This is a genomic window from Gordonia sp. NPDC057258 (genome assembly GCF_042668985.1).
Classification (GTDB): domain Bacteria; phylum Actinomycetota; class Actinomycetes; order Mycobacteriales; family Mycobacteriaceae; genus Gordonia; species Gordonia hongkongensis.
Window position 1 is genome coordinate 32,441 of sequence record NZ_JBHUXZ010000009.1, and the last position, 14,274, is coordinate 46,714.

Annotated in this window: 11 protein-coding genes; 7 read left to right on the top strand and 4 right to left on the bottom strand. The window is 69.1% G+C overall.

What is annotated here, in order from left to right; genetic code table 11:
* Positions 1–4,080, bottom strand: a complete 4,080-nt coding sequence (eccCa, locus tag ACFUEJ_RS08920) for a type VII secretion protein EccCa (protein ID WP_247451832.1) — start codon at positions 4,078–4,080, stop codon at positions 1–3.
* Between the two features lie 97 nt (positions 4,081–4,177).
* On the opposite strand from eccCa, the gene eccD reads away from it, so the two are divergent.
* Together eccD and mycP are read left to right on the top strand one after the other, a co-directional pair.
* Complete coding sequence (gene eccD, locus ACFUEJ_RS08925) at positions 4,178–5,731, top strand: type VII secretion integral membrane protein EccD (protein ID WP_388028732.1); 1,554 nt, start codon at positions 4,178–4,180, stop codon at positions 5,729–5,731.
* Positions 5,731–7,128 carry a type VII secretion-associated serine protease mycosin gene (gene mycP / locus ACFUEJ_RS08930; protein ID WP_388028734.1) on the top strand — a complete coding sequence of 466 codons (1,398 nt, stop codon included), beginning with the start codon at positions 5,731–5,733 and terminating at the stop codon, positions 7,126–7,128. Before eccD ends, mycP begins: the two co-directional genes overlap by 1 nt.
* Before the next feature lie 28 nt (positions 7,129–7,156).
* On the opposite strand, the gene ACFUEJ_RS08935 is transcribed toward mycP, so the two are convergent.
* The gene (locus ACFUEJ_RS08935) at positions 7,157–8,110 is read right to left on the bottom strand and encodes a 4-hydroxy-3-methylbut-2-enyl diphosphate reductase (protein WP_058250715.1); all 954 of its coding nucleotides are present in this window, start codon (positions 8,108–8,110) and stop codon (positions 7,157–7,159) included.
* A 52-nt stretch (positions 8,111–8,162) separates the two neighbouring features.
* Here ACFUEJ_RS08935 and ACFUEJ_RS08940 point away from each other — a divergent pair, with 52 nt between their 5' ends.
* From ACFUEJ_RS08940 to ACFUEJ_RS08950, 3 genes are read left to right on the top strand one after another with little or no spacing between them, the layout of a single operon-like run.
* Positions 8,163–8,858, top strand: coding sequence for a lipid droplet-associated protein (locus ACFUEJ_RS08940; RefSeq protein ID WP_058250716.1), 696 nt, complete (start codon positions 8,163–8,165; stop codon positions 8,856–8,858).
* The gene (gene xseA / locus ACFUEJ_RS08945; protein WP_058250717.1) at positions 8,855–10,141 is read left to right on the top strand and encodes an exodeoxyribonuclease VII large subunit; all 1,287 of its coding nucleotides are present in this window, start codon (positions 8,855–8,857) and stop codon (positions 10,139–10,141) included. Before ACFUEJ_RS08940 ends, xseA begins: the two co-directional genes overlap by 4 nt.
* Positions 10,138–10,380 (top strand): exodeoxyribonuclease VII small subunit, encoded by a 243-nt coding sequence (locus ACFUEJ_RS08950; RefSeq protein WP_058250718.1) that lies wholly within the window; start codon positions 10,138–10,140, stop codon positions 10,378–10,380. Before xseA ends, ACFUEJ_RS08950 begins: the two co-directional genes overlap by 4 nt.
* A gap of 6 nt (positions 10,381–10,386) precedes the next feature.
* Here the strand turns inward: ACFUEJ_RS08950 and ACFUEJ_RS08955 are convergent, their stop codons facing one another.
* Both ACFUEJ_RS08955 and ACFUEJ_RS08960 read right to left on the bottom strand, forming a co-directional pair.
* On the bottom strand, positions 10,387–10,716 hold the full coding sequence (locus ACFUEJ_RS08955; RefSeq protein WP_058250719.1) for a hypothetical protein: 330 nt from the start codon (positions 10,714–10,716) through the stop codon (positions 10,387–10,389).
* A gap of 57 nt (positions 10,717–10,773) precedes the next feature.
* The gene (locus ACFUEJ_RS08960; protein ID WP_388028738.1) at positions 10,774–11,355 is read right to left on the bottom strand and encodes a DUF4245 domain-containing protein; all 582 of its coding nucleotides are present in this window, start codon (positions 11,353–11,355) and stop codon (positions 10,774–10,776) included.
* Between the two features lie 135 nt (positions 11,356–11,490).
* On the opposite strand from ACFUEJ_RS08960, the gene glpX reads away from it, so the two are divergent.
* Positions 11,491–12,486, top strand: coding sequence for a class II fructose-bisphosphatase (gene glpX / locus ACFUEJ_RS08965; protein ID WP_065629922.1), 996 nt, complete (start codon positions 11,491–11,493; stop codon positions 12,484–12,486).
* 89 nt (positions 12,487–12,575) lie between these two features.
* Positions 12,576–14,273 (top strand): fumarate hydratase, encoded by a 1,698-nt coding sequence (locus tag ACFUEJ_RS08970; protein ID WP_065629959.1) that lies wholly within the window; start codon positions 12,576–12,578, stop codon positions 14,271–14,273.
* Position 14,274: the final 1 nt, after the last annotated feature.

Consider the following 14,274-nt stretch of genomic DNA (forward strand, 5'->3'; position numbering starts at 1 on the left):
CTAGTCGCCGATCGGGAGATGGGCGACCTGGATCATCTCCTGCGGCCGGACGCGCGACACCAGTTCGCCGCGGCCGGGCACCAGCGTCTGCATCCTCGACCGGCCGGTGATGAATCCCTCGTCCCGGTCACCGCTCATCAGCAGGATGTCCGACGACAGGTCCTTGAGGCGCGCGATCAGCGGATCGAACATCGCCCGACCGAGGCCGCCGGAACGTCGGGCGAGCACGATGTGCAGCCCGATGTCGCGCGCATGGGAGGCCAGTTCGACGATCGGCAGCATCGGATTGCCGGTCGAGGTGACGACCATGTCGTAGTCGTCGACCACCACGTACACCTCGGGCTGGCCGTCGAGCCAGGTGCGGTCCCGCAGTTGCTGGACCGTCACGTCCTCGGGCGGCATCCGGTTCTTCAGATACGCCGCCAGCTCCGTCATCATCGACGCCGCGCGGTCGGGCGAACTCGCGTAGCCGGCAAGATGATCGCCGTCGATGATCCCCAGCATCGTGCGGCGGTAGTCGACGAAGACGATGCGCACCTGCTCGGGTGTGGCACCCGCGACCAGCCCGGTGACGATCGTCCGCAGCAGGTTGGTCTTGCCGTGTTCGACGTCGGCGAACGCCATGAAATGCGGTTGGGCGGTGAAATCGAGGACCACCGGGGCGAGTTCGAGCTCACCGACACCGATCGCCACCTGATTGGGTGCCAGCGTCAGCCCGGCGGCGGCAACCGCGCGCTGCACCGATGCGTAGCCGATCTCGGTGCTCAGCTTGCGCACGGCCATCGCCGAGCGGCCCGGATAGGCGGCGGTGAGCTTCTCGACCGACTGGGCGACGCCCGCGGGCAACGACTCGGCACTGCTGACCGAATCGAGCCGGGGCAGCGCGATCAGCATGTGCAGCTCCTGCCCGGTCAGGCCGCGGCCGGGTCGGTTCTGCGGGACCAGCGCGGCGGCGCGACGACCCATGTCGGAATCCATTGGGTCGCCCAGCCGCAGCTCGATCCGGGTACCCATGAGATCGCGGACCGCCGGGCGCACCTCGGCCCATCGGGACGCGGTGACCATGACGTGGACGCCGTAGCTCAACCCCTGGGCCACGATCGCGGTGATCTGTTCCTCGAGCGATTCCAGTTCGGTACGCAGCACGTTCATGCCGTCGAGAACGAGGAACACGTCGCCGAACCGGTCCTGCGCGAGCGGGTCCGACGCCGGCGAGGTGACGCCGGACCGGAACCACGCTTCCCGGCGGGACCTGTAGTCGCGCATCGACTCGATGCCCAGCCGGGTGAACAGCAGTTCGCGCGAGCGGACCACGGCCGCCACCTCGGCGACCGTACGGCGGACCGCGTCCATGTCGCCGCGCGAGGCGACCGAGCCGACATGCGGGAGCCCGGCGAGACCGGCCAGACTGCCGCCGCCGAAGTCCAGACAGTAGAACTGCACCTGTTCGGGCGTGTGGGACGCGGCGGCCGACATGATGATCGTGCGCAGCGTCGTCGACTTGCCCGACTGCGGACCGCCGACCACCGCCACGTTGCCCGCGGCCCCCGCGAGGTCGATGACGAGCGGGTCGCGTCGCTGGTCGTAGGGCCGGTCGACGACACCGATCGGAACCGTGAGATGCCCCGGCACCGCCGGGTGGGACCAGTCCCGCTCGCCGAGAAGATGTTCCACGGTGGGCGAGTCGTCCAGCGGCGGCAGCCACACGCGGTGGGCCGGCGGGCCCGCGTGCTCCATGCGTTCGACGATGGTCTCCATGAGCGTGGGCACCTGCGCCGAGACCGGCTCGAACTCGGTGGGCGCCTCGGGTGCCGGCGGTTCCTCGTCGAGCAGGCTCTCGGCCTGATCGAGCAGCGAACGCGACGCGCCCTCCTCCAGCGGCACCGGAAGTGCGGTGAACACCTTGAGGTTTCCGCGACGCGATGACGCCGTGGTCGTCGGATCGACCGACTCGGTGACCGTCGGCGAGTAGTAGGCCCCCGACACGTAGGAGGTGTTGAACCTGATCGGGTCCGCCGAATCGCACTTGAGGTACGCCGAACCCGGGACGCTCGGCAGGTGATAGGCGTCGGGAACACCGAGAACCGAGCGGGACTCGTTGGCGGAGAACGTCTTCAGGCCGATCCGATACGACAGGTGCGAGTCCAGGCCCCGGAGTTTGCCTTCTTCCAGCCGCTGCGAGGCGAGCAGCAGATGGATGTGCAGCGAGCGACCCAGACGACCGATGGCGACGAACAGTTCGGCGAAATCGGGCTTCTGCGAGAGCAGTTCGGAGAACTCGTCGACGACGATGAACAGTGCCGGCAGCGGATCGAGGCGCACCCCCGAGGCGCGGGCGCGCTCGTAGTCGGCGACGTTCGCGTAGTTGCCCGCCGCCCGCAACACCTCCTGGCGCCGGTTCATCTCGCCCGAGAGCGCGTCCTTCATCCGGTCGACCATCGAGAGTTCCTGCTCGAGGTTCGTGATGATCGCGGCGACGTGCGGCGCGGATTCCAAGCCCAGGAACGTCGCGCCGCCCTTGAAGTCCACGAGCACGAGATTCAGCTCCGACGGCGAATGAGTCGCCAGCATCGCCAGGACCAGCGTGCGCAGGAACTCCGACTTCCCCGATCCGGTGGCGCCGATGCACAGCCCGTGCGGACCCATGCCGCCGTGTGCGCTCTCCTTGATGTCGATCTCCACGGGCGCGCCGGTCGGCGTGTAACCGATCGGCACGCGCAGGCGCTCCCGGCCGGTACGACCGCGCCAGGCCGTCGCCGGATCGAAGCGTGCGGCGTCGTCGATGCCCAGCAGCGCGGGCAGGCCGGGGTCGGCCGAGGTCGCCTCGGACTCGAGGTGGGCCAGCGTCGCAGCGGTGGCCAGCCGGTAGCGCGCCATGCGCCGGGCGATCGCCTCCGCCTCGGGAATCGTCAGCGAGTCCATGTCGGCGAACTCCTCGACGCCGGCGGCACTGCGCGCGGAGACCTTGCCCCCGCGCACGACGAGTTGCAGCCCGCGCCGCACCGCGAGACCGTCCGGCGGCGCGGTCAGGTCGAGGATCGTGACGCCTTCCATGCCGGCGTCGTTGATGATCCGCTCGTCGCCGGCGACGTAACCGTCGTCGATGATCACCACGAGGTGTGCGCGGTTGGCGTTCGGCGGCGCCGACCGGCTGAACCGGCCGCGCTCGAGGAGGTCCGCGGCCATCGAGTTCTCGAGGTCCGCCAGCGTCGGATAGATCATCCGCATCGCCCCGACGCCGTCGCGCAGCGTCGGATGTCCCACATGCGGAAGCCATTTCGCCCAGTCCCAGGCCTCCCCCGCCGGATCACCGGTCACGATGCCGATGTGCAGATGATCGGGACCGTGGAACGCACACAGCTCCACGACCATCGACCGGATGAGTTCGCGGGTCTCCTGCCGCGCACCCTCGATGTTGATGGCGGGGAAGCCGCGCAGCGAGATCGAGGTGGGCAGGCGGTACACCGCGGAGTGCGTGCGCACGAACCGGCGCAGGGCCACCATCGACACCGGCTCGATGTCCTCGAGGGGCCCGGTCTCCGGCGGCATGAGCCGCGTGGCGAGTCGCTGGACACCCACCCCGACGCGCACATGGGCGAAGTCGGCGTCGCTGGGGCGGCGTTCCCACATGCGCCTGCTGCCGATCACGTCGAGCAGCGCACGCGGGTCCGGGTGGCTCCAGGTGCGTGCTGCGCGCTGGTTGTCGACGGTCTCGAAGACCTGGCCGCGCAGCTGGCCGAGATAGCGGAAGTAGTCCTTGCGTTCCTCGTTGAGTTCTCCGGCGCGTTTGCCCCCGCCACGGCCGCCGGCGGCGAACATGCCGAACATCGACATCAGCATCATCAGCGGGAACATCATGAACAGCGGGTTGGTCAGGATGTTGCGCCCACCGGTGACGACCATCAGTGCCACCATGCCGACGACGGCGACGACCATCACCACCGGCAGCAGTTTCATCAGGAGGCCGCCGGGCACCACCCGCGGCACATCCGGCGGCGCCTGGATGTTGACCTCGCCTCCGGGCGTGCGTGGGGGCGTGATGCGCGGGCGACGCACAAAGCCCTCCGTCGTCGTGACCACACGTCCCCCCTGACATGTCGCGCTGTGTATCCCCGGGCGGTCGAACCCGCCGCGGTTGGCTATGTTAGCTGCTGAATCTAGGGGGAGGATTGACCTGATGTCGTCTGTGGACGGATTCGCACCGGGGTACCCGGCCACCGCTGCCGACGCGGACACCGGGGATCGCCGGCGGGGTGAGGGGGCCGTCGAGCCGCAACTCGTACGGGTGTCCGTGCTGGGCGGCAACACCCAGCTCGACGTCGGACTGCCGGCCGGCATCCCCATCGCCGGACTCATCGGTGACCTTGTCGCCCAGATCGAATCGCGCAATCCCTCGAGGTCGGACCCCGACGACCCGGATGCCGACGCCCGCAATCCCGGCCGACCGCACGACCGGCAGAACAAGTGGACGCTCGCGCTCGTCGGACAGGACCCACTGCCCCTGCACCGGTCGCTGTCGGAGTCGGGAATCCGTGACGGCGACCTGCTGCTGTTGACCTCCACGCGAACCGGGGAGTCCCCGGTGCTGTTCGACGACGTGGTCGACGCTGTCGCCCGATTGAACGAATCACAGTTCGTCGACTGGACCGCGGCGTCCGCGCGGAAGGTCGGTTACGCACTGGCACTCGTCGCCGCGATCGCGGCGGCGGCGTCCCTGGCCGCGGTCCGCTCCGGCACCGGCGCCCTGTGGTTCGCCGGGTTGTCCGGGCTGGCGGTCGTCGGATTCGTCACCGCCTCGACGATCGTGTCCCGCTACTACCGCGACGAGCAGAGTTCGACGGTGCTGTCCCTGTGTGCCGCACCGATGGCCTTCGTGACCGGGATGATCGTGACGCCCGGGTCATACGGCGCCGCACACCTCACCCTGGGCTTCGCGTTCGCACTCGTCGCCGCGGTCGTCAGTTATCGCATGACCGCGGCCGGGGCGACCGCACACAGCGCTGTGACCAGCGCGGCGCTGCTCGGCGCCACCGGTTGCGGGGCGCGACTCCTCATCGATGCGCCGGTGGCCGATGTCGCCGCCGTCATCGCCGCGGTCGGTCTGCTGTGCATCGGTCTGGCTCCCCGCACGACGATCCTGCTCGCGAAACTGCCGCTGCCCCCGGTGCCGACCGCGGGTGCCGCCATCGACGTCAAGGACATCGAACCGCGACCGGCCATCGAGGGCATCGGGGCGATCGGCGCGACCGCCCTTCCCAAAGCCGATGCGCTGGAACGTCGTTCCTACCTCGCCAACGCGTACCTGACCGGCATCGTCGGCGGGCTCACGATCGTCACCGCCATCGCGGCCGTGCTCACCGCCGCCCCGCTCGCCGGGTTCGAATGGCGCAACGCCGTCTACGCCGCGATCATCGGCGTCGTGCTGTGTCTGCGGGGCCGCTCTCACAGCGACCTGTTCCAGGCGGGAATCCTCGTCATCGGCGGATCGCTCGTGGTGATCACCCTGATCACCGGTCTCGCGTTCGGCGACGACCAGTGGCCGGTGATCGGTTTCGCCCTCGGCATCCTCGTGGTGATCGGCGCCCTCGTCTTCGGGGTCGTCGCACCGAACCAGGACTTCTCACACGTGATGCGTCGGTGGGCCGAAATCGGCGAGTACATCCTCGTCGCCCTCATCGTGCCCCTGCTGTTGTGGCTGCTCGACCTGTACCGAATGGTCCGCGAGATCTGATGCGCGACAAGCGTGTCCGTGGTGCTGGAGTATTCGCGACGACCCTCGTCGCGGCACTCGTCGGGGCCTCGGCGACGCCCGCTGCGGCGGTGACCCCGCCTCGGATCGATCCCGGCGCCCTCGTCCGGTCGGCCCCGGTCGCCCCGCTCGAACCGACCGAGCAGCGGCACCTGTGCAACATCCCGGAACTGACGCGCACCGTGACGAAACCGACCGCGGCGCAGGCGATGATGAATCTCCCGGAGGCGTGGCGTTTCAGTCGCGGACAGGGTCAGCGGGTGGCCGTCATCGACACCGGGGTGACGCCCCATCCTCGGCTCGGTCGCGTCGTCGCCGGTGGCGATTACGTCTCGGGCGGCAACGGACTCGACGACTGCGACGCCCACGGCACCCTGGTCGCCGGGATCATCGCCGCCCGGCCCAGCACCGCCGACGCGTTCGTCGGCGTCGCGCCCGCGGCATCCATCATCGCGATCCGCCAGTCCAGCAGCGCTTTCCAGAAGAAGAACGACCGCGCCCGGGACGACGCCGCACCGGTGGTCGGCTCGGGTTACGGGTCCGTCCGGACGCTGGCGCACGCCATCGTGCGCGCGGTCGATCTACGCGCCACCGTCATCAACATCTCCGAGGTGGCGTGCGCGTCGGCGGCGGATTCGGTCGACGACCGGGCGCTCGGTGCGGCCATCCGGCACGCCTACGACCGGAACGTCGTGGTCGTCGTGGCAGCCGGCAACCTGACGCGCGACGGCGCCTGCCAGAACCAGAATCCGGCTCCCGCCGCCGACGACCCCGACGGATGGCGGTCGGTCGCGACCGTCGCCAGTCCCGCCTGGTACTCGCCGTACGTCCTCACGGTCGGCTCGGTGGACGCCGACACCGGCTCACCGAGCGATTTCAGCCTGCATGGCCCGTGGGTGAGCGTCGCAGCGCCGGGCACCGACATCGTGAGCCTGGACAGCAAGCGCGGTTCGAGCCGGCTGGCGTCGGCCCAGCAGAGCGACGGCGGGCCGGTGCCCTTGATCGGCACGAGTTTCGCCGCGCCGTACGTCGCGGGCACCGCCGCGCTGATCCGGGCCCGCTTCCCGGATCTGACCGCGCGCGAGGTGATGGACCGCATCATCGCCACCGCCCACTCCCCGGGAACCGGGCGCGATCAGCGGATCGGACACGGTGTCATCGATCCGGTCGCCGCCCTGACCGCCGAAGTGCCGGCCGATCAGCAGCAGGACCGGGCCTCGGCGCCCATCGCCGCACCTCCCGTGGCGCAGCCACCGGACGATTCCGCGCGCAACGTCGCGATCATCGGCAGCGCCGTCGCGGCGATCGTCATCGCCGCCGTCCTCGCGATCGCACTACCCCACCGACGGGTGCGCAAGCTCGACCCGGACGAGTTCTGATCTGTCGACGCCGGATCGTGGCCCGAGGTCAGCTGGACGAACGTGCGGGGCGCAGCTCGCGCGGGAGCGCGAAGGTCAGCGTCTCGTTGGCCGTGTTGACCGTCTCGACCGTGCCGTAGCCGCGTTCGGCCAGGTAGTCGAGAACCCCGCGGACCAGCACCTCGGGCACCGACGCGCCAGAGGTGACCCCGACCGTCGTCACACCGTCGAGCCACGAGTCGTCGATCTCACGGGCGTAATCGACCAGGTGGCCTGCCTTCGCGCCGGCCTGCAGGGCCACCTCGACGAGGCGCACCGAGTTCGAGGAGTTCTGCGATCCGACGACGATCACCAGGTCGCATTCGGGAGCCATCGCCTTGACCGCCACCTGCCGGTTCTGGGTGGCGTAGCAGATGTCGTCGCTGGGCGGGTCGTTGAGCAGCGGGAACTTCTCGCGGAGTCGACGGACCGTCTCCATGGTCTCGTCGACGGACAGGGTGGTCTGCGACAACCAGACCAGCTTCGACTCGTCACGGACCTCGACCGCGTCCACGCTGTCGGGACCGTCGACGAGCTGGATGTGCTGTGGGGCCTCGCCGGCGGTGCCCTCGACCTCTTCGTGGCCCTCATGGCCGATCAGGAGGATGTCGTAGTCGTCGCGCGCGAACCGCTTCGCCTCCTGGTGAACCTTCGTGACCAGCGGACACGTGGCGTCGATGGTGCGCAGGTTGCGCTCGGCGGCGGTCTGGTGCACCAGCGGGGACACCCCGTGCGCGGAGAACACGACCAACGCACCCTCGGGCACCTCGTCGGTCTCGCCGACGAAGATCGCCCCGCGCTCGGCCAGGGTCTCCACGACGTGCCGGTTGTGCACGATCTCCTTGCGCACGTAGACGGGAGCGCCGTGCTTGTCGAGGGCACGCTCGACCGTCTCCACCGCACGGTCGACACCAGCGCAGTAGCCGCGGGGTTCGGCGAGCAGGACACGCTTCGTCTCAGACATGCTTCCCAGGGTACGGGTTACGCGGCGTTGCCCGTGATGGCAGAGTGTTGGCATGGATCGCGCACCGTACCCCGCCCGGATAGCCGCAGGTCTGATCGTCACCGCCCTCGAGGAGACACGCAAACTCCCGGCGCTGCTCATCACGTTGCCGATGACCGCCATCAGCCAGACCCTCCAGGCCGGTATGCGAGCGCAACAGAACATCGCCGAACTGGCCATCAAAGGCGACGCCGCCCTGGAGATGCTCTTCGACCGGCCCGACGAACAGCCCGAGTGGGCACGTTTCGACGAGGACGACGCAGCGGGTCCCGACCCGGTCGCGCCCGCGGCGATCACCGACACGTCTGTGCAGGACGAGAAGCCGAAGGCCGCCGCGACGACCCCGTCGCCCACGACCATCGACGAGGAGATCGAGGAGGCGGCCGCCGACGCCGATCTCGCCGCACCGCCGCGCGCCGATGCCGGGCGGTTCGCGCTGTACAGCTCGACCCCCGACGAGGTCGTCGCGGCCGAGGTGCCGGGCACCGAGGCGGTGGGTTCCGCCGACGGCTCGGGGCCCGAGATCGTCGAGCTCATCGACTACGACACCCTCACCCTCGCGCAACTCCGGGCCCGCCTGCGGTCGGTCGCCGTCGAGGACCTGATCGCACTCGTCGACTATGAGAAATCCCGCCGCGACCGCGCGCCGTTCGTGACGATGCTCGAGAACCGGATCGCCGCGCAGAACAAGCGCTCCACCGAAGCGTGACCGGGGCCGACACGAGCGACACACCGCGACGTTCCTCGTCACCGAACTCGGCCGAGCATCCCTGGCCGGTCCGGACGGTGAACACCAAGATCGCCGACTGGATCCATCGGCTCGGACAGATCTGGGTCGAGGGACAGGTCACCCAGATCAGCCGGCGGCCGGGGACCCGCACCGCGTTCCTCACCCTGCGCGATCCCGCTGCCGACATCTCGATCTCGGTGACGTGCAGCCCCGACCTGCTGGCACGCACCGAGGTCCCGCTGACGGACGGCAGCTCCGTGGTGGTCCTGGGCCGGCCGAGTTACTACACCGGGCGCGGCACGGTGTCGCTGCGGGTCAGCGAGATCCGGGCCGTGGGCATCGGCGAGCTGTTGCTGCGCATCGAACGGCTGCGGCAGCTCATGGCCGCCGAGGGCCTCTTCGATTCACGGCTCAAACGGCCGCTGCCGTTCCTGCCGCGCGCCGTCGGCCTGATCAGTGGCCGCGCGAGCGCAGCGCAGCACGACGTCGTGAGCGTCGCGACCGCTCGATGGTCGAACGTGCGCTTCGACATCCGCGAGGCCCCCGTGCAGGGGCCGACGGCGGTCGCCCGCATCCTGACCCACCTCGCCGATCTCGATGCCCACCCCGATGTCGAGGTCATCATCATCGCGCGCGGCGGGGGCAGCGTCGAAGACCTGCTCCCGTTCTCCGACGAGGCGTTGCTGCGCGCGGTGTCGCGGTGCCGGACCCCGGTCGTCAGCGCGATCGGGCACGAACCGGACAATCCACTGCTCGATCTCGTCGCGGATCTGCGCGCCGCCACTCCGACGGATGCGGCGAAGCGGGTCGTTCCCGACGTCGAGGCCGAACTCGCGGGCATCGCGGATCTGCGGCGACGCAGCGCGCAGGCCCTGCGCAACTGGGTGCGCCGCGAGTCCGGCGTCGTCGCCGCGTTGCGGGCGCGGCCGGTGCTCGCCCGTCCCGGGGTGCTCGTGGACTCCGAAGCCGGGCAGGTGGCTGAGCTGGTCCGCGCCCTGCGCCGAGATGTGTTGCGCCACATCGACTCCGAGGAACGACGTACCGACCATCTCGGTGCGCGCCTGTCAACACTCGGTCCCGCGCAGACCCTGGCCCGCGGCTACGCGGTGGTACAGCGCACCGACACCGACCCACCCCATGTGGTCGGCACGCTCGCGGACCTGCCGCCGGGTGCACCCCTGCGCATCCGGGTCGCCGACGGCGCCGCAACCGCCCGGGTCGACGAACCCACGACCATGCCGGAACACGGAGGAAATGCGTGAGCACCGACGAATCATCCACTCCGATCGAGGAACTCGGATACGAGGAAGCACGCGACGAACTCGCCGAGATCGTCACCGCCCTCGAGCACGGCGGACTCGACCTCGACGCCTCGCTGGCGCTCTGGGAGCGTGGCGAGGCCCTCGCGACCCGCTGCGAGGAGCACCTGCGCGGTGCCCGCGAGCGCATCGAGGCGGTCATCAGCACCGGCTCCGATCCCGACGACCCCGAGGACGACTGAGACCGATCAGTCGAACCGGGTGAGCGCCTCGCGGTCGAGAACACTGATGCGCGTGTGCTCGGCGGTCGGTCGCGCACCGGCCCGCGCGAGGACCGGCCGACGATCCTCCCCACCCCTCGATGAGGAGGAAAGCGGCCGCCCCACAGCGGAATCCGGAGGCGGCCCGACGATGTACGGAAGACCGGATGCAGTCGCGGCCCCGGATCGCGGGTCGGTCGGCGCATCGATGGCGCCCGCCTGTTGCACCGGAACGGTCACCACGAGCAGCACGAGGACCGCGACGAGCACGAGCCTGGCCCACACGAGGTGCAAGCCGAACCCCGATCCCCCATCCATGAGCGCCTCCTGCCGAAGACGCTAGGAACCGCGGGCCGGGTTCTCACGAGTAGTGCGCTACCCCAATTGCAGCGGCTGCTGGGCGACGACCGACGACGCGATCGTCTCGATGTCGGCGTCGCTGCCGCGTGACAGGACCGCGATGCGTACCTTGCCCAGGTCGGTGATCCAGAACCGCTTGCCCTCCGACGTCTCGTAGGTCACCCACTGCCGCCCGCCCGCCTGGCGCGTACCGGTACCGGTGATGTCGGCGAAATCACCCCCGCTGCCGCCGCCCAGGTAGGGGACGAACACGTCCTCGGGCGCATCGGACTGACTGAGCTGGACGTAGGCGCCGTCGCTGCTGAGCCATCCCACCGTGCTGACCCGGTGCCCCTCGATCGCGTCCGACGAACCGGAGTTGGGCCGCCAGCCCTCCGGCGTCGGCGGACGGCGGATCGGGAACGGGAGCTGGGCGGCGTCCGCGTTCAATGCGCTGACCACGTCGAACGGCGGCAGCTTGCTGTCGGCCACGTCCTTGGAGGCCCCGATCGAGCAGTTCCCCGACGCGATCGCCACCAGCGCACACAACGCGAGCAACGGGACCAACGACCAGAACATGTCCTTGCCGTTGTTCAGAATGCGGGGTTTGTCTGCCATGGCGCCGAGTATCCCACCAGCAGGGTCACTGACCGAATGCCCGGTGTGACATGCAAGGATGGTGCTCGAGACCACCGCCACCATCACTCGGCGCCGCTGGAGTCGACCCGCGCCGAACAGAGGAGTCGATTGCCCATGACCGTCAGCACCCATCAGGCCCCGGACCGCAACCTCGCGATGGAGTTGGTCCGCGTGACCGAGTCGGCTGCACTCGCGGCCGGTCGTTGGGTCGGTCGTGGCGACAAGAACGGCGGCGACGGCGCGGCGGTCGACGCGATGCGCGAACTGTTGTCGTCGGTGTCGATGCGCGGCGTCGTGGTCATCGGTGAGGGCGAGAAGGACGAGGCGCCGATGCTCTACAACGGCGAAGAGGTGGGCAACGGCGAAGGCCCCGACTGTGACGTCGCCGTGGATCCCATCGACGGCACCACGCTGATGGCGGAGGGCCGCCCCAACTCGATCTCGGTGATCGCGGTCAGCGAGCGCGGCACGATGTACGACCCGTCGGCGGTCTTCTACATGGACAAGATCGCCGTCGGGCCCGAGGCCAAGGGCGCCATCAACATCAACGAGTCCGTCGAGTGGAACATCAACTCGGTCGCGAAGGCGAAGGGCATCGACGTCGCCGATCTGACCGTGATCGTCCTCGACCGTCCTCGTCATGCCGATCTCATCGGTGAGATCCGGCAGGCCGGCGCCAAGATCCGCCTCATCTCCGACGGCGACGTCGCCGGTGCGGTCGCCGCCGCCGACGACTACTCCACCGTCGACATGCTGATGGGCGTCGGTGGCACTCCCGAGGGCATCATCACCGCCGTCGCGATGAAGTGCATGGGCGGCGAGATCCAGGGCAAGCTGTGGCCGCGCAACGACGAAGAGCGCCAGAAGGCCATCGATGCCGGCCACGACCTGGACCGGGTGCTGACCAACGACATCCTGGTCAGCGGCGAGAACGCCTTCTTCTGCGCCACCGGGGTCACCAACGGCGACATGTTGCGCGGCGTCACCTACCGGCCCAATGGCGCGACGACCCGGTCGCTGGTGATGCGCTCGAAGTCCGGCACCGTCCGCCGCATCGAGGCCGTCCACAAGCCGGCCAAGCTCCGCGGCTATTCCCGCATCGACCTCTGAGACACGACATCGGCCCCACACCAACACCGGTGACTTCACGAGTCAACCTCTGGCGTGGGGCCGATGTCGTGGGCGATACGATGCGGTCCGTGAGTAAACCAGCCTCAGCCCCCGAGTTTCTCTACTCCGATCTGCTCCCGACCGGCGCCGACGAGACCCCGTACCGGTTGATCACGACCGAGGGTGTGTCCACGATCTCCGTCGACGGTCAGACCTTCCTGAAGGTCGACCCGGAGGCCATCCGGAGGCTCACCGCGGAGGCCATGCACGACATCAGCCACTATCTGCGCCCGGCTCATCTCGCGCAGTTGCGCAAGATCATCGACGACCCGGAGGCCTCGGGCAACGACCGGTTCGTCGCCCTCGACCTGCTGAAGAACGTCAACATCTCCGCCGGTGGCGTGCTGCCGATGTGTCAGGACACCGGCACCGCCATCGTGATGGGCAAGAAAAGCGAAGGGGTCCTGACCGGCACCGACGACGCCGAGGCCATCTCCCGCGGTGTCTACGACGCCTACACGCAGCTCAACCTGCGCTACTCGCAGCTCGCCCCGCTGACGACCTACGAGGAGAAGAACACCGGCTCGAACCTGCCCGCCCAGATCGAGATCTACGCCACCGAGCAGGGGCCCAAGGGTCCGGAGTACAAGTTCCTGTTCATGGCCAAGGGCGGTGGCAGCGCCAACAAGTCGTTCCTGTTCCAGGAGACCAAGGCGATCCTGAACCCGACGAGCATCCTGAAGTTCCTCGACGAGAAGATCCGCTCGCTGGGCACCGCGGCCTGCCCGCCGTACCACCTGGCCGTCGTGATCGGCGGCACCTCAGCCGAATTCGCACTCAAGACCGCCAAGTACGCGTCGGCGCACTACCTCGACAACCTGCCCACGCAGGGATCGATGTCGGCGCACGGTTTCCGCGATCTCGAGCTCGAGGACGAGGTCTTTCGGCTCACCCAGTCGTTCGGCATCGGAGCGCAGTTCGGCGGCAAGTACTTCTGCCACGACGTGCGCGTGGTCCGGCTGCCCCGCCACGGTGCGTCGTGCCCGGTGGCGATCGCGGTCTCCTGCTCGGCCGACCGTCAGGCCCTCGGCAAGATCACCGCCGACGGCGTCTTCCTCGAGCAGCTCGAGACCGATCCGGCCCGCTACATGCCCGCAGCCGGTGTGGCCGAGGACATCTCGGGTGGCGAGGTGGTCGAGGTCGACCTCAACCGACCCATGCCGGAGATCCTCGCACAACTCTCGCAGTATCCGGTCAAGACGCGCCTGTCGCTGACCGGACCGCTGGTCGTCGCGCGCGACATCGCCCACGCCAAGATCAAGGAACGCCTCGACGCCGGCGAGCCGATGCCCGACTACCTGCGCGATCATCCGGTCTACTACGCGGGGCCGGCGAAGACCCCCGAGGGCATGGCCTCCGGATCGTTCGGTCCGACGACGGCCGGCCGGATGGACAGCTATGTCGAACAGTTCCAGGCCGCCGGGGGCTCGATGGTCATGCTGGCCAAGGGGAATCGATCCAAGCAGGTCACCGAGGCGTGCGGCGCGCACGGCGGTTTCTACCTCGGCTCCATCGGCGGGCCCGCGGCACGTCTCGCGCTCGACTGCATCAAGAGCCAGGAGATCATCGAGTATCCCGAACTCGGCATGGAGGCCGTCTGGAAGATCGAGGTGGAGAATTTTCCCGCCTTCATCGTCGTTGACGACAAGGGCAACGACTTTTTCACCGACCCGAGTGGGGCCGTCAACGTCCCGCTGAGCGGCATAAGGATTCGATCGAAGGAGTAGG

What these genes read in the sequence shown, in the direction of transcription:
- mycP (WP_388028734.1), top strand. Translation starts at nt 5,731, where the DNA reads ATGCGCGACAAGCGTGTCCGTGGTGCTGGAGTATTCGCGACGACCCTC.
- ACFUEJ_RS08960 (WP_388028738.1), bottom strand. Translation starts at nt 11,355, where the DNA reads ATGGCAGACAAACCCCGCATTCTGAACAACGGCAAGGACATGTTCTGG.
- eccD (WP_388028732.1), top strand. Translation starts at nt 4,178, where the DNA reads ATGTCGTCTGTGGACGGATTCGCACCGGGGTACCCGGCCACCGCTGCC.
- ACFUEJ_RS08935 (WP_058250715.1), bottom strand. Translation starts at nt 8,110, where the DNA reads ATGTCTGAGACGAAGCGTGTCCTGCTCGCCGAACCCCGCGGCTACTGC.
- ACFUEJ_RS08940 (WP_058250716.1), top strand. Translation starts at nt 8,163, where the DNA reads ATGGATCGCGCACCGTACCCCGCCCGGATAGCCGCAGGTCTGATCGTC.
- ACFUEJ_RS08955 (WP_058250719.1), bottom strand. Translation starts at nt 10,716, where the DNA reads ATGGATGGGGGATCGGGGTTCGGCTTGCACCTCGTGTGGGCCAGGCTC.
- glpX (WP_065629922.1), top strand. Translation starts at nt 11,491, where the DNA reads ATGACCGTCAGCACCCATCAGGCCCCGGACCGCAACCTCGCGATGGAG.